This is a genomic window from Acinetobacter sp. YH12099, assembly GCF_013419195.1.
In the GTDB taxonomy this organism is placed as follows: domain Bacteria; phylum Pseudomonadota; class Gammaproteobacteria; order Pseudomonadales; family Moraxellaceae; genus Acinetobacter; species Acinetobacter towneri.
In genome coordinates this window covers 72428-95689 of sequence record NZ_VPAP01000001.1, presented here as the reverse complement: position 1 = coordinate 95689, position 23262 = coordinate 72428, and the positions used below count along the sequence as shown (strand labels likewise).

22 protein-coding genes are annotated in these 23262 nt (G+C 42.7%); 9 read left to right on the top strand and 13 right to left on the bottom strand.

Features of this window, described 5'->3' with window-relative positions; all coding sequences use genetic code 11:
- The first annotated feature begins 2 nt into the window (after positions 1 to 2).
- On the top strand, positions 3 to 1238 hold the full coding sequence (locus tag FTU39_RS00500; RefSeq protein ID WP_004971548.1) for a dihydroorotase: 1236 nt from the start codon (positions 3 to 5) through the stop codon (positions 1236 to 1238).
- A gap of 231 nt (positions 1239 to 1469) precedes the next feature.
- Positions 1470 to 2954 carry an OmpA family protein gene (locus FTU39_RS00495; protein WP_178318494.1) on the top strand — a complete coding sequence of 495 codons (1485 nt, stop codon included), beginning with the start codon at positions 1470 to 1472 and terminating at the stop codon, positions 2952 to 2954.
- Between the two features lie 277 nt (positions 2955 to 3231).
- Here the strand turns inward: FTU39_RS00495 and FTU39_RS00490 are convergent, their stop codons facing one another.
- The 7 genes from FTU39_RS00490 to FTU39_RS00460 all read right to left on the bottom strand — a co-directional run bounded on the left by FTU39_RS00490 (position 3232) and on the right by FTU39_RS00460 (position 11205).
- Entirely contained in the window at positions 3232 to 3870 is a 639-nt protein-coding gene (locus FTU39_RS00490) for a CoA transferase subunit B (protein WP_004971544.1), read from the bottom strand.
- Positions 3871 to 3873: 3 nt separating this feature from the next.
- Entirely contained in the window at positions 3874 to 4578 is a 705-nt protein-coding gene (locus tag FTU39_RS00485; protein ID WP_179991195.1) for a CoA transferase subunit A, read from the bottom strand.
- A gap of 101 nt (positions 4579 to 4679) precedes the next feature.
- The gene (locus FTU39_RS00480) at positions 4680 to 5582 is read right to left on the bottom strand and encodes a hydroxymethylglutaryl-CoA lyase (RefSeq protein ID WP_178318497.1); all 903 of its coding nucleotides are present in this window, start codon (positions 5580 to 5582) and stop codon (positions 4680 to 4682) included.
- On the bottom strand, positions 5579 to 7573 hold the full coding sequence (locus FTU39_RS00475; protein WP_180051586.1) for an acetyl/propionyl/methylcrotonyl-CoA carboxylase subunit alpha: 1995 nt from the start codon (positions 7571 to 7573) through the stop codon (positions 5579 to 5581). Before FTU39_RS00475 ends, FTU39_RS00480 begins: the two co-directional genes overlap by 4 nt.
- A gap of 18 nt (positions 7574 to 7591) precedes the next feature.
- Entirely contained in the window at positions 7592 to 8386 is a 795-nt protein-coding gene (locus FTU39_RS00470) for an enoyl-CoA hydratase/isomerase family protein (RefSeq protein WP_104487408.1), read from the bottom strand.
- Between the two features lie 11 nt (positions 8387 to 8397).
- Positions 8398 to 9999 (bottom strand): carboxyl transferase domain-containing protein, encoded by a 1602-nt coding sequence (locus FTU39_RS00465; protein WP_180051585.1) that lies wholly within the window; start codon positions 9997 to 9999, stop codon positions 8398 to 8400.
- A gap of 33 nt (positions 10000 to 10032) precedes the next feature.
- A complete protein-coding gene (locus tag FTU39_RS00460; protein ID WP_004971528.1) occupies positions 10033 to 11205 on the bottom strand; it encodes an isovaleryl-CoA dehydrogenase in 1173 nt (390 codons plus the stop codon).
- A gap of 148 nt (positions 11206 to 11353) precedes the next feature.
- Here FTU39_RS00460 and FTU39_RS00455 point away from each other — a divergent pair, with 148 nt between their 5' ends.
- From FTU39_RS00455 to FTU39_RS00430, 6 genes are all read left to right on the top strand, one after another.
- On the top strand, positions 11354 to 11980 hold the full coding sequence (locus tag FTU39_RS00455) for a TetR/AcrR family transcriptional regulator (RefSeq protein ID WP_004971526.1): 627 nt from the start codon (positions 11354 to 11356) through the stop codon (positions 11978 to 11980).
- A gap of 83 nt (positions 11981 to 12063) precedes the next feature.
- Positions 12064 to 13752 carry an AMP-binding protein gene (locus tag FTU39_RS00450; RefSeq protein ID WP_096901051.1) on the top strand — a complete coding sequence of 563 codons (1689 nt, stop codon included), beginning with the start codon at positions 12064 to 12066 and terminating at the stop codon, positions 13750 to 13752.
- Positions 13753 to 13943: 191 nt separating this feature from the next.
- Positions 13944 to 14936 (top strand): biotin synthase BioB, encoded by a 993-nt coding sequence (gene bioB / locus FTU39_RS00445; RefSeq protein ID WP_004971522.1) that lies wholly within the window; start codon positions 13944 to 13946, stop codon positions 14934 to 14936.
- A 60-nt stretch (positions 14937 to 14996) separates the two neighbouring features.
- Positions 14997 to 15683: a class I SAM-dependent methyltransferase gene (locus FTU39_RS00440; RefSeq protein WP_004971520.1), complete on the top strand. Its 687-nt coding sequence runs from the start codon at positions 14997 to 14999 to the stop codon at positions 15681 to 15683.
- An 82-nt stretch (positions 15684 to 15765) separates the two neighbouring features.
- Positions 15766 to 16563 carry a thioesterase family protein gene (locus FTU39_RS00435; RefSeq protein WP_104851802.1) on the top strand — a complete coding sequence of 266 codons (798 nt, stop codon included), beginning with the start codon at positions 15766 to 15768 and terminating at the stop codon, positions 16561 to 16563.
- A gap of 104 nt (positions 16564 to 16667) precedes the next feature.
- Entirely contained in the window at positions 16668 to 17444 is a 777-nt protein-coding gene (locus tag FTU39_RS00430) for a Rossmann-like and DUF2520 domain-containing protein (RefSeq protein WP_180051584.1), read from the top strand.
- Between the two features lie 70 nt (positions 17445 to 17514).
- On the opposite strand, the gene trmB is transcribed toward FTU39_RS00430, so the two are convergent.
- Together trmB and FTU39_RS00420 are read right to left on the bottom strand one after the other, a co-directional pair.
- Positions 17515 to 18231 (bottom strand): tRNA (guanosine(46)-N7)-methyltransferase TrmB, encoded by a 717-nt coding sequence (trmB, locus tag FTU39_RS00425; protein WP_004971514.1) that lies wholly within the window; start codon positions 18229 to 18231, stop codon positions 17515 to 17517.
- 185 nt (positions 18232 to 18416) lie between these two features.
- Positions 18417 to 19868, bottom strand: a complete 1452-nt coding sequence (locus FTU39_RS00420; RefSeq protein WP_180051583.1) for a SulP family inorganic anion transporter — start codon at positions 19866 to 19868, stop codon at positions 18417 to 18419.
- A gap of 218 nt (positions 19869 to 20086) precedes the next feature.
- On the opposite strand from FTU39_RS00420, the gene FTU39_RS00415 reads away from it, so the two are divergent.
- On the top strand, positions 20087 to 20698 hold the full coding sequence (locus tag FTU39_RS00415) for a glutathione binding-like protein (protein ID WP_131261343.1): 612 nt from the start codon (positions 20087 to 20089) through the stop codon (positions 20696 to 20698).
- Between the two features lie 99 nt (positions 20699 to 20797).
- Here the strand turns inward: FTU39_RS00415 and FTU39_RS00410 are convergent, their stop codons facing one another.
- The 4 genes from FTU39_RS00410 to rpoH all read right to left on the bottom strand — a co-directional run bounded on the left by FTU39_RS00410 (position 20798) and on the right by rpoH (position 23240).
- A complete protein-coding gene (locus FTU39_RS00410) occupies positions 20798 to 21580 on the bottom strand; it encodes a thiazole synthase (protein WP_004971502.1) in 783 nt (260 codons plus the stop codon).
- A gap of 13 nt (positions 21581 to 21593) precedes the next feature.
- Positions 21594 to 21791, bottom strand: a complete 198-nt coding sequence (gene thiS / locus FTU39_RS00405; protein WP_104851805.1) for a sulfur carrier protein ThiS — start codon at positions 21789 to 21791, stop codon at positions 21594 to 21596.
- Between the two features lie 42 nt (positions 21792 to 21833).
- A complete protein-coding gene (locus FTU39_RS00400; protein WP_178318505.1) occupies positions 21834 to 22199 on the bottom strand; it encodes a DUF423 domain-containing protein in 366 nt (121 codons plus the stop codon).
- Between the two features lie 171 nt (positions 22200 to 22370).
- The gene (gene rpoH, locus FTU39_RS00395) at positions 22371 to 23240 is read right to left on the bottom strand and encodes an RNA polymerase sigma factor RpoH (RefSeq protein WP_004971496.1); all 870 of its coding nucleotides are present in this window, start codon (positions 23238 to 23240) and stop codon (positions 22371 to 22373) included.
- Between the last annotated feature and the right edge of the window lie 22 nt (positions 23241 to 23262).

Sequence of the window (23262 nt, the reverse complement as noted above, 5' to 3'; positions counted from 1 at the left end):
TCATGGCGATTGTAAAAATTGAAAATGTACGTGTGCTTGACCCAATCCAGCAAATTGACCGCGTACAAACGGTATATCTTGAAAATGGCAAGTTGGTTGCAGAAAGTGCAGATATTAGCGAAAGCATAGATGCCCAAGGTCAATGGCTCATGCCAACTATGGTCGATTTATGCGCACGTTTACGTGAACCTGGTCAGCAACAACATGGCACGCTCAAATCTGAAGGCAAGGCCGCACGTGAAAACGGAATTCTGCACTTATTTACGCCACCCGATTCTAAACCAATCGTGCAAGACAACGGTGCACTCATTCATGGTTTGGTCGAAAAAGCCATGTTGGATGGTGGCATTTATTTAGAAGTGATTGGTGCACAAACTCAAGGTTTAAACGGCAAGCAGCCTGCCAATATGGCGGGACTGAAAAAAGGCGGCTGTAGTGCAGTGTCCAATGCCAATGCACCTTTTGAAGATGATGATGTCGTGATTCGCACACTGGAATATGCTGCAGGTTTGGACATGACCGTGGTGTTCTATGCCGAAGAACCGCAAATTGCTAAAGATGGCTGTGTGCATGAAGGTTTTATTGCATCGCGTCAGGGCTTGCCTATGATTCCAACTTTGGCAGAAACCGTAGCGATTGCCAAATATTTGCTGATGATTGAAGCCACAGGTGTACGTGCGCATTTTGGCTTATTGTCTTGTGGTGCATCAGTTGAATTGATTCAACAAGCTAAAGCCAAAGGTTTACCTGTCACTTGTGATGTTGCGATGCATCAACTGCATTTAACCGATCAAATTATTGATGGTTTTAACTCGTTAGCGCATGTACGTCCGCCACTGCGCTCAGAGCAAGACAAAGCATTACTGCGTCAAGGTGTAAAAGATGGTGTGATTGATGCGATTTGTACTCATCATGAGCCGTTAAATAGCTCTGCAAAAATGGCACCATTTGCAGATACTTTGTCAGGTTTTACTGCATTTGATACTTATATTCCATTTGGGATTCAACTGATTCAGGAAGGTCTGTTCAGTCCATTGGAATGGGTAGAAAAAGTGACACTTGCACCTGCGCGTGTGGCAAAAATGCAAAGTCGTTGGGAACAGGAAGCGGGTTGGGTCTTGGTTGATCCAGAAGTGGAATGGACACTGAACAAAGAAACGATTGTGTCACAAGGCAAAAATACGCCTTTGATTAATCAAGTTGTAAAAGGCAAAGCAGTACGCGTCTTTACTGCTTAATATGCTCTGATTGATATTTTATTTTCAAGTTTAAATAAGAGTCAGCTTCGGCTGGCTTTTTTATTGAATTTTAACAATCCCCAAATAGAAAATCGAAGAAGAGACTCTACATTCCGTTGACTCAAATTTCACAACAAAATCAAAACACCACAATTTATTACATTTGTTTAAATTTTAAGCATATACACTAAAAAACAACTTGAAAACAAAGACAAAAAAGAGGGCATATATATGCAAACAGATTTTATAGACTTGCTCAAACAAAGTGTGTCATCCATTGTATTGGAAGGGGAAACCCAGCATTTGCTTGAAAAAAATCAGGCATTAAATAGTTTTTATCCCATTTTATTGTCTATTTTAAATTCACGACCTGAACTGATTGACAATCTGCTGCGACAACTGAATCCACGTGTGGGCGATGTATTTGGTTCAAATCTATCTTTAAAACAGCAGTTTTTAGATTTGGTCAGCGGCACAGCACCGCAAACCGAAATTGAAAACACCCTGAATCGTTCAATTGCACCAAGTTTAAACTTTTTGGAAAATCAGGCAGGTTCATCTGACCCAGTTGCCATTCAGCATTTACTGCAAAACAATTTAGATTCAATTCAGGCGGCTTTACCGCAGTGGGCAACAGCATTATTGGCTGCTTTGGGGGTAAATAATGCTGCGGGCCAAACCGTACATCAAGCACCTGAAGTCATTGTGACTGAGCCCGTAGAAGAACGCCGTTCGTGGTTATTGCCAATTTTAGCTTTAATTATTTTAATTGGTTTATTGGCATTTTTATTCCGTGCATGTAGTGACCGCAACCAAGCGCCTGCAACCACACAGACCCAAGTGGCAGCGAATCAGGCTGCAATGTTGCAAGTCAGTACAGGCAGTGATGGTAATTTGGTGACCTGTCAAATTTTGCTGAATAATCCAAGCTATATGGAAATTCTGCAGAATGAAGTGAAGCAAATTTTCAATCATCCAACAGGTTGTGGTGCAGAAAATTTTGCCAACTATCATTCGGAATTTATTGATCAGGACGTGATTCCAAGCGTTTTAAAAATGCTGAAAGGTGTACCGAATGTCAATTTAAACTGGGTGGGTAATCAACTGTCTATTCAAGCCGCGAACCCTGCCGATGCAGAGCGTTTAGCCAGTCAAATTCGTCCATTGGCTAAAAACATGACTGTAGTGACTCAGCAACCTGCAGAAACTACAGTAACCGATGTGAATCAGGCTGTAACCAGCAGTATTAGCAATGCCGAGCAGGCTTTGGCTGCAATTAATCCTGACAATATTCAAGCTTTGGATATTGCGACGGCACTCAATATGCAAATCATTAATTTTGATTCTGCATCGACTGAAATTCCAGCAGCCAATAAGTCTATTTTAGATCAGGCTGCGGTATTGATGCAGCGCGCGCCACAAGTGCAATTAACCGTGAAAGGGCATACCGATGCCGTAGGTGATGCCAATGCCAACAAAACTTTGTCACAACAACGTGCGCAAGCAGTGGTCGATTATTTAGTATCACGTGGTGTAAATCCGGGTCAATTGCAAGCCATTGGTTTTGGTTCAGAGCAGCCGATTGCGGCAAATGCAACGCCAGAAGGTCAATTTAAAAACCGCCGTATTGAGTTTGAAGTCTTGAATGTAGATACAGGCACGGTGCGTAGTGTGGAAGATGCTGGCGTGGTAGAGCAAAAGGCGCCTCAATCTTAAAATAGGTCTATTTTCTTGTAAGCCTTCACTTTGCAAAGTGAAGGCTTTTTTATTGTGGATCAATCCCGAAGTATTGTGCAAATATCGAAATTGAAAGTAATTTTTGGATGCTCTTTGGTTTGAGGAATAGTTTTATAAATTAGTGATTTGTTGAGTAGATTGAATAAGTTGAGTGGGAAAGTATGAAAGTCAAAACAAACCCTCTCCCTTGTATTAGGTTTTAAAGCAGTGCATCAAAACTTGCAAAGGAGAGGGTTATTCACTCGAGATAAATTCATCAAGCTGCGACTTTTTGTAAGGCAACACCTGTGACTTTTTGAATTTCATCAAAACTGACATCGGGTGCAAGTTCAATCAACTTTACGCCTTGTGGAGTAATATCAAGCACGCCTAAGTCGGTAATGATACGATGCACCACCGCTTTACCTGTGAGTGGCAAACTGCACTGCGATACAATTTTAGGCGTACCATCTTTGGCACAATGTTCCATCAGCACTACAACTTTTTGTACGCCTGCAACCAAATCCATTGCACCGCCCATACCTTTAACTTTCTTGCCGGGAATCATCCAGTTGGCAAGATCGCCTTGTTCAGAAACTTCCATTGCCCCTAAAATAGCGATATTGACATGCCCGCCACGAATCATGGCAAAGGAATCTGCGCTAGAGAAAAAAGCCGCACCTTTACGCGCTGTCACAGTTTGTTTACCTGCATTGATCAGGTCGGCATCTACAGTTTCGGCAGTTGGGAACTCACCAATGCCAAGCAAGCCATTTTCGGACTGTAACCAGACATTGATATGTTCAGGAATATAATTGGCGACCAGTGTGGGTAAGCCAATGCCTAAATTGACATAAAAACCATCTTCTAATTCTTGTGCAGCGCGCTGCGCCATTTGATTACGCGTCCAAGCCATGTCTTAAGCCTCCGCCTTTAAAGTCATTTGTTCAATCCGTTTTTCTGGGCTTGCATTGAGGACAATGCGGTTCACATAAATACCAGCTAAGTGGATTTCGTCGGGGTCTAAATCGCCAATTTCAACGATTTGTTCAACTTCGGCAATGGTGATTTTGCCTGCCATAGCACAAACAGGATTAAAGTTTTGTGCTGTTTTACGGAAAATAAGATTACCCGCTTTATCTGCTTTGTAGGCTTTGACCAAAGCGACATCTGCAGTCAAAGATTCTTCTAAAATATAATCTTTGCCGTTAAATTCACGGACTTCTTTGCCTTCTGCAATGACAGTGCCTACACCTGTTTGGGTGAAAAATGCAGGAATACCTGCACCGCCTGCGCGTAGTTTTTCTGCCAGTGTGCCTTGCGGGGTGAGTTCAACTTCCAATTCACCGCTTAAAAACTGGCGTTCAAATTCTTTATTTTCGCCGACATAAGATGAAATCATTTTTTTGATTTGTTTGGTTTCAAGCAATAAGCCTAAACCAAAACCATCGACGCCAGCGTTATTAGAAATACAAGTCAGTTGTTTGACGCCTGTATCTTTTAACGCAGCAATCAAGGCTTCAGGAATACCGCATAAACCAAAACCGCCCACCGCCAAGGTATGCCCATCTTGAACCACGCCATTTAATGCAGCTTGTGCGCTGTCATATACTTTATTGGACATTTGTCACCTCTATTTATTCTCTGCACGGCATTCACTTGCCATGTTGTGTTGTTGTCATCCTTGTCGCTTATGTTCCAAAGTTATTGAGGATGAAATGGGTTTTAAGCACAAACCTTTTGCCAGTAGGCATTGGCATAGTGAGATGGATTATTGCGCTGTAAGACATTGCTGATGTTACGACTAGCTGTCATCAGCGGTTCTAACCGCACACCTGTTTCAAAACCCATCTTGGACAGTAAATAGTACAAGTCTTCGGTAGACACATTGCCCGATGCACCTTTGGCATACGGACAGCCACCCAAACCAGCAATGGATGAATCAAATACACGAATGCCTTGTAAGAGCGATTGATAAATATTGGCAATCGCCATGCCGTAAGTATTGTGAAAATGACCTGCTAAAACTTTGGCATCGACCTCTGCCAAACATGCATCCCAGACTTTTTGCACACGGTCAGGGGTTGCTGTACCAATGGTTTCACCCAAAGACACTTCATAGCAGCCCATGTCCAATAATTGCTGTGTGACTTTTGCGACTTGTTTCGGGTCAATTGCGCCTTCATAAGGACAGTCCACCATACAAGATACATAACCACGCACGCGAATGTTGTGCGCTTTGGCTTGACGCATGACATCGCTAAATTTTTCCAAACTTTCTTCAATTGAACAGTTGATATTTTTTCGGGTAAAGCTTTCAGAAGCGGCGGTAAACACGGCAACTTCTTTGCAACCCACCGCCAAAGCCGACTCAAAACCTTTTGAGTTTGGGGTCAGTAAACTGAATTGAATGTTTGGGTTTTGTGGCAGGCTGGCAAACAGCACATCGCTGTCTGCCATTTGCGGTACCCATTTGGCCGATACGCAAGAACCGACCTCAATGCTGCTTAAACCTGTTTGCATTAAATCCAAAATCAGGTTTTTACGGTCTGCCAAAGTGAGTGGCGTTTTCTCATTTTGCAGACCATCTCGTGGGCCAACCTCTACAATTTTGACAAATTCAGTCATGCAACTTCCTCCGTCAAGGCTTCAAATTCAACCAGTTCATCGCCTGCTTTGACCTGATCGCCCGCTTGGAAGTACGAACTTGCCACAATGCCATCGAAAGGCGCACGAATTGAATATTCAATTTTCATGGCTTCTAGTGTCATCAGTACATCATCTTTTTTCACACGGGCATTGGCTGCCACCAAAACTTGGGTGATTACACCCGGCATTGGTGCAGTCAGATTGTTAACATTGTCTTGTTGATCATCGCTGTTAAAGTTTGCTTGTACATAGCTAAACACATGACGCTGACCGTTTTGGAACAGGGTGATGCCTTGCGCATGTTGGTTAAATGCTATTTTTTGTTGCTGACCATTGATACAAACCTGTAGACGATGTGCATCCAAAAGCTCGCCTTGAACGCTCAGCGTTTGCCCATTGTAGTGAGCCTCAAAACCAGATGATTGTGGTTTTAATTGAATTTTGAGTGTTTGGTCATTGCACTGTAATTGCACTGTGTAGGCGTTTTGCAGGTTTAAGCGCCAGAAGTGGTCTTTTTGCCAAACTGTATTGTTTGCCGCTTTGTTGCTTTGAATACGAGACAATACTTCAATTAACGCAGCAGCAACAATCGTTTCGGTAGCCACTTCAGGTTTTGCATTGAGTAAAAATGCTTCTTCACGTTGAATCAGGCCAGTATCTAAATTGGCATTTTTAAAAGAATCACACAGTACTAAGCGATCTAAAAAGGCAATGTTGTTGCCCAAACCATCGACATGGAACTGACCCAAAGCATGGTGCATTTGCGTCAATGCTGCTTCACGGTTTTTGCCCCAGACAATCAGTTTGGCAATCATTGGGTCGTAGTAGGTGCTGATTTCATCACCTTCGACAATCCCGCTATCGACACGTACGGCATCATTTTGCTCTGGATAATGCAAGTAGCTGATTTGACCAATGGCAGGAATAAAGCCTTTTTCTGGTTCTTCGGCATAGACACGTGCTTCAAGGGCATGACCATGTATCTGCAATTCATGCTGCTGTTTTGGTAATAGTTCACCAAAGGCCACTCGCAATTGCCACTCTACCAAGTCCTGTCCTGTAATCATTTCAGTGACTGGGTGTTCTACCTGTAGGCGGGTATTCATTTCCATGAAATACGCCGTACCATCTTGCTCGACAATAAACTCGACTGTACCTGCACCCACATAATTCACGGCACGTGCAGCATCAATCGCAGCTTGGCGCATGGTTTCGAGTTTGTCTTCTGGCATTTTAGGCGCAGGTGCTTCTTCAAGCACTTTTTGATGACGACGTTGCACCGAGCAATCACGCTCGAATAAGTGCACATAGTTGCCGTGAGTATCGCCAAAAACCTGAACTTCAATATGGCGTGGCTGAATCACATAGCGTTCAATTAGTACATCTTCATTACCAAAGCTAGAACGTGCTTCACTTTTACATGAAGCGAGTGAGCTGAGAAAGTCTTCACTGCGTTCTACTAAACGCATGCCTTTACCGCCACCGCCTGCACTGGCTTTAATGAGCACAGGATAACCAATGCTGTCGGCTTGTTGCTTTAAAAATGCCGCATCTTGATTGCTGCCGTGGTAGCCCGGAGTTAGTGGCACACCTGCTTTTTCCATCAAGGCTTTAGAGGTTGCTTTTAGACCCATCGCCAAAATGGCTTCAACTGGCGGGCCAATAAAGACAATATTGTTGTCTTTACAGGCAAGGGCAAACTGGTCATTTTCAGACAAGAAACCATAACCCGGATGAATGGCTTGCGCACCGGTACTTTTAGCCGCCTGAATAATACGGTCAACTTGTAAATAACTTTGTGCCGCAGGGGATTCGCCAATATAAATGGCTTCATCTGCCAGTTTGACATGCTGTGATTGTGCATCAGCATCTGAGTAGACTGCGACCGTGGCAATACCGAGTTTTTTTGCCGTACGAATCACACGGCAGGCAATTTCACCACGGTTGGCAATTAAAATCTTTTCAAACATAGTGCGATCCTTCTTTTATTATGCCGTGGTCTTGATCCAAGCCGGGCTTTGTTTATTCAAAAATGCATTTAAGCCATTTTTCGCCTCATCTCCTTGGCGAATATGCGCAATATGCTGTGCAGTTTGTTGCAATAAGTCTTCGGTCAAGACTTGCTGATTGACCATCTGAATTAGTTGTTTAGAGGCATGCTGTGCGTCTGGGCCACCCAGTAAGAGGGCTTGTACAATGTCATCAATTTTGCTGTCTAGCTGTTCTGGTGCTGCCACTTCATGTGCCAAACCAATCTGCTGAGCCTGTTCTGCAGAAATACGTTCTGCCGTTAAAAAGTAGCGGGATGCCTGACGTGCACCAATGGCACGAATTACATACGGACTAATCGTGGATGGAGCCAGTCCTAAACGTACTTCGGATGTAGCAAATTTGGCATCCGTGCTGGCAACACAAATATCACAGGCAGAGGCCAAGCCCATACCACCACCAAAGGCAATGCCATGCACGCGGGCAATAGTCGGCTGCTTTAAAGTGGCTAAACTTTGCAGCATTCTCGCCAGTTTTAAGGCATCGGCTTGGTTTTCTGCTTCAGAGGCTTGACCTGCCTGTTTCATCCAGTTCAGGTCTGCGCCTGCAGAGAAGCTTTTGCCGCGTCCAGCTAAAATTACGACACGCACATCCTCACGCGTATTCAACTGTAGAAAGCAGGCATGTAATTCTTCAATCACTTGGGTATTGAAGGCATTGTGAAGCTCCGCACGATTAATCCAAACCGTAGCCACTTGATTTTGCTGTTCGAGTTGTAAAAATTGATAATCCATTTTGTCACCTCTTACATGCGGAACACGCCAAACTTGGTCGGTTGGATTGGGGCATTTAGAGCAGCAGCCAAACTTAAAGCCAACACTTCACGCGACTGAGCAGGATCAATCACACCGTCATCCCATAAACGTGCAGAAGCATAATATGGATGACCCTGACGCTCGTATTGATCACGAATTGGCTGTTTAAATTGGTCTTCTTCTTCTGCCGACCAGCTACCACCTTTGGCTTCAATCTGGTCGCGTTTTAATGTTGAAAGAACACTCGATGCCTGTTCACCACCCATTACCGAAATACGGGAGTTTGGCCATGTCCACATAAAGCGTGGCGAGTAGGCACGACCACACATGCCATAGTTCCCTGCACCAAAAGAACCGCCAATCACTAAAGTCAGTTTAGGTACATTGGCTGTCGCCACCGCCATCACCAGTTTGGCGCCATTTTTGGCAATGCCTTCATTTTCGTATTGGCGGCCAACCATAAAACCTGTGATATTTTGAATAAATAGCAGGGGAATGTTGCGTTGGGTACACAGTTCAATAAAGTGTGCACCTTTTTGTGCTGACTCGGAAAATAAAATACCGTTGTTGGCGATAATTCCGACAGGCATACCATAGAGTTTGGCAAAACCCGTGATCAGTGTAGTACCAAAGCGTGCTTTAAATTCATCAAAACGTGAACCATCGACGATGCGGGCAATCACTTCACGTACATCAAATGGTTTACGTGCATCAGTCGGTACAATGCCATACAGTTCAGAGGCATCAAATAACGGTGCTTCTACCTGCTCAGGCTGCGGGTTTGGCTTTTTATTTAAATTGGCAACGATGTTGCGGGCAATTGCCAAGGCATGTTCATCATTTTCTGCCAAATGATCGGCTACACCTGAAAGGCGAGTGTGTACATCGCCACCACCCAAGTCTTCGCTGCTAACCACTTCACCTGTTGCGGCTTTAACCAGCGGTGGGCCGCCCAAGAAAATTGTCCCCTGATTACGCACAATGATGGTTTCATCTGACATGGCAGGGACATACGCACCGCCTGCGGTACAACTTCCCATCACAACGGCAATTTGGGCAATGCCCATGCTCGACATACGCGCTTGGTTATAGAAAATGCGTCCGAAATGATCACGGTCTGGAAAGACTTCATCTTGTAGCGGCAAATATGCACCGCCAGAATCGACCAAATAAATACAAGTCAGGTGATTCTGTTCGGCAATTTCCTGTGCGCGTAAATGCTTTTTCACAGTCAGTGGATAGTACGTTCCACCTTTTACTGTGGCATCGTTGGCAATGATCATGCAGGTCACGCCATTCACTTGACCGACACCCGCCACTACACCCGCAGCAGGGACATCATCCTGATAGACCTGATAAGCGGCCAACTGACCAATTTCAATAAATGCAGTACCCGGATCGATCAGGTGGTCAATCCGTTCACGTGGCAGTAATTTGCCACGGTCTAAATGTTTTTGGCGTGCAGTTTCGCCACCACCCAAAGCAATTTTTTGGACTTTTTCTCTGAGGTCATCGACTAGGCTTTGCATCGCAGCTTGGTTGTTTTTAAACTCGTCGCTGCGAATATTAATTTTGCTCTGTAATTGATTCATGCCAACATCCTTGTCTATTCTTGTGATTTATTTTTAGGCAGTTTCGTTAAACAATTCACGGCCAATCAACATACGGCGAATTTCTGAAGTACCCGCACCAATTTCATAGAGTTTGGCATCACGCCATAAACGTCCTGCAGAGAACTCATTGATATAGCCATTACCGCCCAAGGTTTGAATGGTTTCACCTGCCATCCATGTGGCTTTTTCGGCAGCGTATAAAATGGCACTGGCTGCATCTTTACGTAAACTACGGCTGTGTTCAGCTTTGTCACATTCTGCGCCAACGGCATAGACCAGTGCTTTACATGCCAACCAAGTCGAATACATATCGGCAATTTTGCCTTGCATAAGCTGGAATTCACCCAATGCCTGACCAAACTGTTTACGCTCATGAATATAAGGAATCACGGTATCCATGCAGGCATCCATAATGCCTAGCGGCCCTGCACTTAAAACTGCACGTTCATAGTCCAGTCCACTCATTAGTACTTTTGTACCATTGCCCACACCGCCCAAGACGTTTTCTTTTGGTACTTCAACATTGTCAAAGAACAATGGATAGGTATTTGAGCCGCGCATCCCGAGTTTGTCTAAATGGCTGCCGTGGCTAAAACCTGACATGGTTTTTTCAATTAAGAAAGCAGTCATACCTTTGGCGCCTGCCTGTAAGTCAGTTTTGGCATACACCACCAAAACATCGGCATCACCGCCATTGGTAATCCACATTTTTGAGCCGTTGAGCAAGTAATGATCGCCTTTATCTTCAGCTTTCAGTTTCATGCTAACCACGTCTGAGCCTGCATTTGGTTCAGACATTGCCAAAGCGCCGACGTAATCGCCTGAAATCAGTTTTGGTAAATAGCGTTGCTTCTGTTCTTCTGTCCCATTTCGCTTAATTTGGTTCACACATAGGTTAGAATGAGCACCGTAAGACAAACCAATGGATGCTGATGCACGAGAAATTTCTTGCATGGCAATGATGTGAGCTAAATAGCCTAAGTTAGTGCCGCCGTATTCTTCACTCACGGTTAAGCCAAGTAAGCCCATATCGCCAAATTTTTTCCAAAGCTGGGCAGGGAATTCGTTATCACGATCAACCTGTTGAGCAATGGGTGCAATTTCCTTTGCACAAAAAGCAGCGATTGAATCGCGCAGGGCGATTAAGGTTTCATCTAAGCCGAAGTCTAAGCTTTGTAAAATCATGTGTTCATCCATCCTGTGGTTATATTTGTTGTCCCTAAAACAAGCATTGTTGTTGTGCTTAGGTTCTAACATACATCGAAAATTTAAAAAAGTGAACTAAAATTCACAAAATGATTTACAATTCATTTTATCTGGTTGAGAATAAGATATGAGTTATAAAAGATCATCATTGATGCAGGAACGTATGGAACAAAATCGCATGGCGATTTTAGATTCTGCTCGTGAACTTATTGCTCATGGGGGCTTTAAAGAAGCGTCTATCCAAGCCATTGCAGAACGCGCAGGCGTATCTACAGGTTTGGTGTATCGCTACTTTGAAAATAAAAGTCAGATTTTGATTGAAGTTTTATCGGATGCGATTCGTCGTGAGGTCGAAATTTTGGACCACATTGCGAAGTCAGATTTAAGTGCAAAACAAAAATTGCAAAAATCTGTCACCACTTTTGTGAAGCGTGCGATGAACAGCCCTCAATTGGCGTATTCGTTAATGTTCGAGCCTGTAGACCCAGAAATGGAACATGAGCGTTTTCGCAGTAAACAACTGATCAAACAGAGCATCAAGGAAATTTTGGCTGAAGGAAAAGTCAATGGTGAGTTTGATTTTGAAGATTTGAACACTGCTGCTTTAGGTGTGGTTGGCTCCATGACCTTTGTAGTGATTGAACCTTTAAACCCGTCTCGCAATGTGATGTTTGATCAAAATTATAAAGATTACTTTGTCAAACAAATTGCCGACTTTTGTGTAAATGCAGTGCGAAAACAGCAGGGAGGGTAGTAAAAACAACGCACAAAACAGGCAAAAAGTGATCGTCGTCATAATGGAAAACAGAATTACAAAGAATCAAGGAGATCGATTCAATGACACAAGTACGGTTAAGTTATGCCTATGGCACCAGTAATCAGCCTTTGTTAGGCATGACCATTGGTGAAAAGTTTGATCAGGCTTGCCAGCAATATGCAGATCAGGATGCTTTGGTAAGCGTGCATCAAAATGTGCGTCTGACCTATAAGCAACTACAGCAACAGGTCAATGCCTTTGCCTGTAGTTTGTTAAAACTCGGTTTTAAAAAAGGTGACCGCCTTGCCATTTGGTCTCCGAATTGTGTGGAATGGACGATCACTCAATTCGCAGCCTTTAAGGCAGGGGTGATTTTGGTGAATTTAAACCCAGCCTATAAAAGCAATGAACTGGAATTTGTGCTCAACAAAGTTTCCTGTAAAGGTTTGGTAATTGCATCGCAGTTTAAAAGTACCAACTATCAGGACATCTTAACGAAAATTGCCCCAGAGCTGTGTCAGGCAGACAATAAAGTCCTCAACGCCAAGCGTTTACCGCATTTAAAGCATGTGATTAAAATTGATGATCAAGCACATACAGGAATGCATCGTTTTCAGGATTTATTGACAGCTCCAACCACACACATGCTGAAAAAACTGCAACACATTGCTAGTGAGTTGCAGTTCGATGAAACCATTAATATTCAATTTACCTCAGGCACGACGGGCAATCCGAAAGGCACTATGCTGACCCACAACAACATTTTAAATAATGGTTACTTTGTAGGAGAAGCAATTCATTTAAGTCCACAAGACCGTGTTTGTATTTCCGTGCCGCTGTTTCACTGCTTTGGTATGGTGATGGGTAATTTAGCTTGTATCACACATGGTTCAACCATGGTCTATCCATCGGCAGTGTTTAACCCGCTCGATACCTTAAAAGCCATTCAGCAAGAAAAATGTACAGCTGCTTACGGCGTACCGACCATGTTTATTGCCATTTTAGAGCATGAACAGTTTGATGAATTTGATTTATCTAGCTTGCGTACAGGCATCATGGCAGGCAGTCCGTGTCCGCAAGAAATTATGCAACGCGTCATCGACCGTATGCACATGGCGCAAATCACCATTTGTTATGGCATGACCGAAACAGCACCTGTGAGCGCACAAAGTTCGACTGAAGATTCGGTGGAACGTCGAGTCAGTACGGTGGGGCGTGTACATCCACATCTGGAAGTAAAAATTGTCGATGAAGAAGGCAAAGTCGTGCCGCGCGGACAGTTAGGAGAATTGTGTGTGCGTGGTTATTCAGTCATGCTGGGTTACTGGGATGAACATGACAAAACCCAAGAAGTCATTGATGTTGCACGTTGGATGCACACAGGCGACATTGCAGAAATGGATGATGAAGGCTTTGTAAAAATCAAAGGTCGCATTAAAGATGTGGTGATTCGTGGCGGTGAAAACCTGTTCCCGAAAGAAATTGAAGATTTCTTATATACTCACGATGCGGTCTGCGATGTGCAAGTAATTGGCGTGCCAGATCATCGTTATGGTGAAGAACTATGTGCCTGTATTATTTTGCATGAACACCATGAATGTACCGAAGAGGCAATTCGCCAATACTGTGCAGAACACATTTCACACAATAAAGTCCCACGTTATGTGCGCTTCTTTAGTGAATTTCCAATGACCGCTTCAGGCAAGGCACAGAAATTTAAATTACGTGAATTTATGCGTGAAGAATTAAATTTAAAGGAAATTGCTTAAGACATTATTTCAGCTATTTACTGCTGCAAGATCGACCTTTTAATTTTGTCAGCACACACCCTTTATTTCTCACGCAGAGATAAAGGGATACTCTATACAGGAATAATCACACTAAAAATATATCGCATGCTCGGCTTAATAAAAGATGGCACAAGTTTAAGCATGATGCGTGATAATCAAGGATGAAAATAATGACCGTACGCAATGATTGGACTCGAGAAGAAATTCAGCAGTTATATGAACAACCTTTTCTGGATTTAGTCTTTGAAGCACAGCGTGTGCATCGCCAACATTTTGCTGCCAATACCGTACAAGTCAGTACCTTATTGTCTATTAAAACAGGCAAATGCCCTGAAGACTGTAAATATTGCTCGCAATCTGCGCATTATGATTCACAGCTTGAAGCTGAAAAACGTATTGCAGTTGATAAAGTCATTCAGGAAGCCAAAGAAGCATTAGCCTCAGGCTCTTCACGTTTTTGTATGGGCGCTGCTTGGCGTAATCCGCATGAACGCGATATGCCCTATGTTCTGGAAATGGTGCGTGAAGTCAAAGCTCTGGGCTTAGAAACTTGCATGACTTTAGGGATGTTAAACCAATCGCAGGCAGAACGCTTAAAAGATGCAGGCTTAGATTATTACAACCATAACCTAGACACATCGCGTGAGTATTATCCTAATGTGATTAGTACCCGCTGTTTTGATGATCGCTTAAACACTTTGGATATTGTGCGTCAAACAGGTATGAAAGTATGTAGTGGCGGTATTGTCGGTTTAGGTGAAGATACCCAAGACCGTATTGGTTTATTACATGAATTAGCGACTTTACCGTTACATCCTGAATCTGTGCCGATCAATATGTTAGTTCCGATTGAAGGTACACCATTGGCTGAAGTAGAAAAACTGGATGTGATTGAGTGGATTCGTACCATTGCAGTTGCACGTATTATCATGCCAAACAGCTATATTCGTTTATCTGCAGGGCGTGAATCATTATCTGATTCAGATCAGGCGTTGGCATTTATGGCAGGTGCGAACTCGTTATTCTCAGGTGAAAAGCTTTTGACCACACCAAACGCAGGCGAAGGCAAAGACAAACAATTGTTCCAAAAATTAGGCTTAGTGCCTGAACGTGCCAAGCCAACCGTTTCGGAATTGTCGGTAGATGCAATGGCTGTGGCTTAAGCAGATCTTGAAAAAGACTCAGATATTTAATGTCAGTAAATTAAAGAAGAATCATGTGATATGGCAAAAGATTTTCACAGTGCAACTGTGGTTGCAGGCTATGACAGTCATATTCGGAAACTCATTCCCGGATATGAATTGGTACATCAACACATCAATGCAATTTTAAGTAGTCATTTGCCCGAAACAGCACAAGTTTTAGTGGTGGGGTGTGGCACAGGCTATGAGTTGCAGTATTTACTGCAGCAACATCCACAGTGGCAATTTACGGCCATCGACCCATCTTTAAGCATGTTACAGCAGGCAGAAAAAAACATTCAGTCTGTGGCAGGGCATGAGCGAGTACGTTTTATACAGGCAGATACCCACCAATTTGCCCAACAAGCGCAGGTTGAAAATTTGCAGTTTGATGCGGCATTGGCGATTTTGGTGGCGCATTTTGTGCCAGTCGCAGAAAAAACATTATTTTTTCAAGATATTTACCAAACATTAAAACCTACAGCGATTTTATTAAGCTATGATCTGATGCAGCAGACTGAAAATATAGAACTGCGCTGGATGCAGAATTTGGCTTTGGATTGTGGTTTAACTACGACTCAAGCGGAAAAAATGCTTGCACGACTGGCCGATGATTTTCATTTAATTATGGCAGATGCGCAGGCAGCATTGCTTACTCAAGTGGGTTTTCGTCAGTGTAAAACATATTGTCAACTTATGAATTATTATGGTTTTTTTGCAGAGAAATAGTTGATAAATAACATTATTTAGTCAGTAATCTTTGTAGTAAAAGTATCCGCACAAGAAAAGTTAGATCAGGGAAAGAGACAAAATGTCAGCATATTACACTTTACTCAAACGTGAACAACATGCCGATGGTGGCTGTACTGCGCACTATCGTTGCAACATTCATGCACAAGGCGCGTGGAATCCGCATGAACAACACATGGCACCTGCAACGGGTATTTTGTGTGCAGAACTTGAGCAATTTATGCCGCGTGATGATATGCGAATTGGTCGGGTCGGTTTAGATATTTTTGGCTTAATTGCCTTTGGTGAATTTAGTATAACCACCCGTATGATTCGACCGGGTAAAACCATTGAGCTGATTGAAGCGGAAATGTGTGCTGAAGGAAAAACCTGTATTGTGGCGCGTGCATGGAAAATGAAAACCTCAGATACACGCGCAATTGCAGGATTGGAAGATTTACCGATAGAAAACCCTGAATATTTGCCCGATTGGGATGGCATGCGTTGTTGGCCAGGCGGCTATATTCAAAGCATTGAAACCCGTGCGCATTTAGATCGTCGTGCAGGTAAGGGCATCGTTTGGTTAAGAAACCAATTGGATATGGTTGAAAATCAAAGCACATCTAGTTTTGTGCGTTTATTGGGGATGGTGGATACCGCCAATGGCGTAGTGCCACGCTTAGACCCGAATGCGGGCTGGGGTTTTCCAAATTTAGATTTGCAAATGCATTTACACCGTTTACCGCAAGGCGAATGGCTAGGCTTGGAAGTAACACAACAATATGGTGAAGATGGAATTGGCTTAACGAGTGCAGTTTTGCATGATACCCAAGGGCCATTTGGACGTAGTGAGCAGATTTTAACTTTGCGTCAATTCTAAATCTATTCAATATCAAACAAAAAACATCAGGACGAATTGCTTCGTCCTTTTTTTATTGGCATGCTGTGTGCAGATTATTTCATCTTATTTTATCTGAAAATATTATGCGAATTAGTTTGATTGGTGCAGGGCGCGTTGCACATCATTTGGCTCATGTTTTAAACGCACAGCATCAAATTGTGCAAATTTATAGCCGCAGTCTGGACAAGGCACAGCAGTTGGCTGCACAGGTTGGCGCAGAAGCAATTGCAGAAGTAGAACAATTTCATTCAGATCTAGATTTAGTGATTATTGCAGTGAGTGATCAGGGCATTGCACAGGTGATTCAGGAAGTTCATCGTGATTTAAATCATGTGTTGATTGTGCATACCTCTGGCAGTACTAAACTAGATATATTGCAACAGCATCATGCGCGTTCAGGGGTATTTTATCCCTTACAAACCTTTAGTTTAGAGCGTGAAATTGATTGGTCAGAAACGCCTTTATTTATAGAAGCTGCATTTGCTGAAGATCAACAGCTTTTAATGACTTTGGCAAATAGCCTAAGCAAAAGGGTTTATGCCTATACTTCAGCACAGCGTTTGAGTTTGCATTTGGCTGCGGTATTTGCCTGTAATTTTAGTAATTATTGTTATGACATGGCTAAGCAAGTGGTCGATGCTCAGCAAGTAGATTTTAGTTTGCTGTATCCTCTTATTTTGGAAACTGCGCATAAAGCAACCCAAAATGATCCGCGTCAAATGCAAACAGGGCCTGCCATGCGGGGCGATCACAATATTTTAAAAATGCATCAGGACTTATTGGCAGTAGGGCAGCAACATGAACTTGCCAAAGTTTATGCGATGATGAGTCAACAGATTTTAAAGCGGCATCAATCTTAGCCATTTGATGAGATAAAACGAGTTCACATAAAAAATGCTTCCCAGTGGAAGCATTCTTTTCTAGCAGAAATTAGTTAATTTTCTTGAAGATAAAATCATTAATCTTATGACCTGCTTCAATTCCGCGACGTTCAAACTTAGTTTGTGGACGCCATTCAGGACGAGGGTAGCTATTGCCTTTACCCGCCAAGTTTTCTAAACGTGGACGGTTGTCCAATACATCCAGCATCCATTCTGCATACGGTTCCCAGTCGGTTGCTGCATGGAACGTACCACCTAACACTAATTTTTGCTCTACCAATTCCATGCGTTCATGAGCAACAAAACGGCGTTTGAAGTGACGTTTTTTCTGCCATGGGTCTGGGAAATATAACTGCACCGTATCAATGCTATTGTCTGGCATTTCACGCAGTACTTGAATTGCATCGGCATCTAAGACACGTAAGTTGCTTAAACCTGCTGTACCTGCTTCATAAACGCACTGTGCAATCCCTGGAATATGGACTTCAATCCCGACAAAGTTACGTTCAGGATTGGCCTGCGCCATAAGTACCAAAGAACGCCCCATCCCAAAACCAATTTCTACTGTAAGCGGGCGTTCAGGGTGTTCAAAATGTTGACGTAAATCGCCAACAGGATATTCCAAAATTAAGTCGCCGTATTGTTCCAAGGCGCTACGTTGTGACGTATTCAATGGTGAAGAACGGCGCATGAACGTTACAATTTCACGATGCTCGTTGAGGTTGTCCAGCTCGACAACGTGCTGGTCTAATTGATCGTTCGACATAATTTTGGCAAATCTAATAAATTCGAATGCGGTATTTTAAGTCCTGAGCCATTGAAGTCAAATTTTTTCGCTCTTTTTCGCAGCGCCGTGCAAGATTGCGATACATCTGCATCTTTTGAGCATAAAAAATGCCGAATCATTAAGATTCAGCATTTAACATCATCAACGGTATTTTAATACAATAATTACGAATGGGTACTGTATTGATCAATTAAGGTATGACTGGCCTCATTCAATCCAATAATATGCACTTTAATTTGTTGGGCTTTAAATTTGTTCACCACGCTATTCAGCATATTTACAGAGGTAATATCCCAAATATGCGCATGCGTTAAGTCGATGGTGACATTGCTAATATCTTCTGAAAAATCAAAAAACTGATAAAACTTTTCTGAACTGCTAAAGAAAATTTGCCCTGAAATCACATATTGGCGGGTATGTTCGCCCAATAAAAACGAACTGACTTTAACTTCACTTTCCAGTTTATTCACCAAAAATAAAGCAGAAAGCAGTACGCCAACAAAAACACCCAAAGCAAGGTTATGGGTAGCTAACACCACAATCACCACAGCTAACATGACTATATTGCTTTGTTTCGGATGCTTTTTAAAATTACGGATGGAATCCCAGTTAAAAGTCGTGAATGACACCATAATCATAATCGCAACCAAGGCTGCTATAGGAATATATGCCAACCAATCTTTGAGAAAAACCACCAAGCACAGCAAAAATACGCCTGCTGTAAGTGTAGATAGCCGTGTACGCGCCCCAGAACTGACGTTGATAATAGATTGCCCAATCATGGCACAGCCTGCCATACCGCCCATAAAGCCACTAACAATATTGGCATAACCCTGACCACGACATTCCTGATGCCGATCTGCTTCTGTGCCTGTGGCTTCATTGACAATCGTAGTGGTCATCATGGTTTCGAGTAAACCGACTGTGGCTAAGGTCATGGCATAAGGAAAAATAATAAATAAAGTTTCAAAATTCAGTGGAATGTCAGGCACTAGAAAAATAGGCAGCGTGTCGGGAAATTGTCCCAAATCGCTTACGGTACGCATATCTGCACCAAGTAATAAAGCAACCACACTCAGCACAATAATGCAGACCAAAGGCGAGGGAATGCTTTTACCAATTTTAGGAATGTATGGAAACAGATAGACTACCGCTAAACCTAATCCTACAAATAAATAGCCTAAGCCATCCATTTTCGATAATTCAGGCAGTTGCGCCACAAAAATTAAAATCGCCAAAGCATTTACAAAGCCATAAACCACCGATTGCGAAACAAAACGCATCAGTTTGGCAACTTTAAAATAACCTGCCACAACCTGAATCAGCCCTGTGAGTACTGTTGCAGCCAATAAATATTGCAAACCATGTTCTTTGACGAGGGTAATCATCAGTAATGCCATAGCGCCTGTCGCGGCAGAAATCATGGCAGTACGCCCACCAAAAAAAGAAATCGTGACCGCAATACAGAACGATGCATATAAGCCGACTTGCGGATCGACGCCTGCTATAGCCGAAAAGGCAATTGATTCAGGAATTAATGCCAAACCCACCACTAAACCTGCCAAAAAATCGGTGCGGATATTGGAAAACCATTCTTCTTTTTTCAGGCTAATCACAATCTCAATTTCATGAAACTTTAAAGGGCTGTATGTTAAAACATCTAGAGATAAAAAAGCAGGCAAAACAGACTTGAAAAAGCCTGTCTTTTGCAGGATAGTCAAAGCGTAAGGGCTTTTTAAGACATTTACGCTTTTTTGCAATTTATAGGTTCAATCACTTGCAAGTTTGTGACAAGCGATTTACAACAGAGATAGTTATATAACAAGGATCAAATATGAAGCTTTATTATTCACCTGGCGCATGCTCTTTGGCAGCACATATTATTTTAAATGAAGTGAATGTCGATTTTGATATTGAGCGTGTAGATTTAAAAACCCATAAAACAGAAAAGGGTGCCGATTATTATGAAATTAACCCTAAAGGTTATGTACCTGCTTTAGAAATTAACCCAGGTTTAATTTTGACGGAAAACGTAGCGCTATTGCCATTTTTAGCGCAGCAAGACCCTAAACAGGATTTAATTCCGCCATCTGGTTTAGGTCGTGCTAAAGTATTGGAATGGTTGGGTTATTTAAACTCTGAATTACATGACGCTTACTCAGTATTTTTTGGCGCGCCTTTAGATGCAGAAGCCAAAGAAAAAGCCTATGCAGAAATTGATCGCTTGTTGACTTATATTGATCAAGCGATTGCATCATCAGACCATGAATATTTGGTGGATGATAACTTTGGTCCAGCCGATGCGTATTTGTTTGTTATCACTAATTGGTCAAACTATATTGAGCATGATTTAACTCCGTATAGCCATGTGGTTGAAATCCGTAATAAAGTTGCTGCGCGTCAGTCGGTACAAATTGCTATGCGTGATGAAGGCTTGATTCCTTAATCGGCTTTTACTTGCCAGAATCAGATAATAAAAAAGACGTTGAGTTAACACTTAACGTCTTTTTATTTGAGTTGTCGGACTTGGAAAAGACCCTAATGATTATTTAAAGAAATAACCCGTTTCAGGTGAGCTGGCATTCGCCATACGCTTACGTGGCATACGTCCTGCCAAATAAGCTTCACGTCCTGCTTCTACTGCTTTACGCATCGCAGATGCCATTAGCACTGGGTTTTGTGCTGCTGCAATTGCAGTATTCATCAGCACACCATCGCAACCTAATTCCATTGCAATCGCAGCATCACTGGCAGTACCCACACCTGCATCTACCAATACAGGTACTTTGGCATTTTCTTTAATAATCGAAATGGTATGCGGGTTAAGAATACCTAAGCCTGAACCAATTAAACTACCTAATGGCATAATTGCCACGCAGCCCATACTTTCCAATTCTTGCGCCACAATCGGGTCATCGGAAGTGTAGACCATGATCTCAAAACCATCGTCAATTAGCGTGCGTGCAGCTTTTAAAGTTTCGGTGATATTTGGGTAAAGGGTTTTTTCATCGCCCAAAACTTCCAGTTTGACAAGGTTGTGACCATCTAGCAATTCACGCGCCAGCATGCAGGTGCGCACGGCACTGTTGGCATCAAAACAGCCTGCGGTATTTGGCAAAATGGTGTATTTTTCTGGTGGAATTACGGAAAGTAAGTTTGGCTGATCTGGATGTTGCCCAATGTTTACACGACGAATGGCAACCGTGACAATTTCTGCGCCACTGGCTTGAATCGCCAAATCTGTTTCGGTTAAATCTTTATATTTGCCCGTACCCACCAATAAACGTGAATTAAAGGTACGTGAACCAATTTTAAAGGTATCTTGCATGGGTGCTCCGAGTTTAGCCGCCACCAACGGCATGAATAATTTCAATGCGGTCTTGATCGCAAATAGGGGTTTCGGCAAGTTTACTTTTGGCAATAATTTTTTCGTTTTGCTCCACAGCAAAACGTTTGCCTTCTAAATCTAATGCCTGAATCAGTTGTAACAGGGTCGTGTGAGAGGTCTGTTGTGTTTCGCCATTCAGATAAATTTGCATGACCGTGAATCCATCTTCAAAATTACAAAATACAATTGAGCTTTATTTAGCATATTTCATGGCTTGCCATGCTAAGGTCAGCCAGCCCGCAATCATGAGCACACCACCAATTGGGGTAATCATGCCCAAGCCGCGTACAATGTCCAATGCCATGATATAAAGTGAACCGCAGAAAAATAAAATACCCAGTTGGATTAGAATAAAACTGGCTTTAATGGGAAGTTGTGGAATCACTTTAGCTAAGATGCCTAATGCCAAAAGTCCAAGAGCATGATAGAAAAAATAATCTGTTGCAGTTTGCCACCAATCCAATTGAACCTCAGTTGCACGGGCTTTTAAACCATGTGCACCAAATGCACCAAGTAATACCGCAACCGCTAAATTCAAGGCAGAAATTGCAATCCACATACGCAAATTGACCTATTTAATTTTGCGCTTAACCTTAGCACATTTTTAAGCTTGGGAAAATCTGAGAATTGCCTGCCCGTATGTGGGTTGTACAAATCCAAGACAATAAAAAAGGGCAGTTTGCCCAATTTTATTTTTCGATGTGTTTGTATTCATCTTGAGAGTGTCAGTTTAGTTTGATGACATTGCCACTTTAATTTTTTCCATGGCATTTTTTTCGAGCTGACGAATACGTTCTGCTGAAACATTATATTCTGCTGCCAATTCATGCAGGGTCGATTTATCATCATCTAACCAGCGACGCTGCAAAATGTTACGTGAACGATCATCCAACTGCTCCATGGCTTCATGTAGGGCAGAAGTGCTTTGTTCTTCGTAGTCTTCGTTTTCGACCAAACGTGCAGGGTCGTAACGGTTATCTTCCAAATACAATGCAGGTGCAACATAAGTTGAACCTTCATCGTCATCATCGCCCTGTGCTTCAAAAGCTGCGTCATAAGCGGTTAAACGACCTTCCATTTCCAAGACTTGTTCTGCAGTTACATTTAAGTCATTGGCAATAGATTGTGCTTCTTCAAGCGTCAGTTTTTTGCTAGATTTTTTGAGACTACGCAAATTAAAGAACAATTTACGCTGTGCTTTGGTGGTGGCAATTTTAACAATACGCCAGTTACGAATAACATATTCGTGAATTTCAGCTTTAATCCAATGCACGGCAAATGACACCAAACGCACGCCCATATTCGGGTCAAAGCGTTTCACGGCTTTCATTAAGCCCAAGTTGCCTTCCTGAATTAAATCGCCCTGCGGTAAACCATAGCCCGCATAACTTCGTGCAATATGCACCACAAAACGTAAATGCGACATGACCAACATTTTGGCTGCGTCTAAATCTTGATCGTAATAATAACGCTCGGCTAACTCTTTTTCTTGTTCAGCCGTTAAAATAGGAATTTGGTTAACAGTACTAATATAAGCCCCGAGGTTTACCCCTGGTGCAGATAATGACAGGGGCATCAACTGATTGCTGCTGTCACTCATGAGATCTCCTTATAGGATTGGG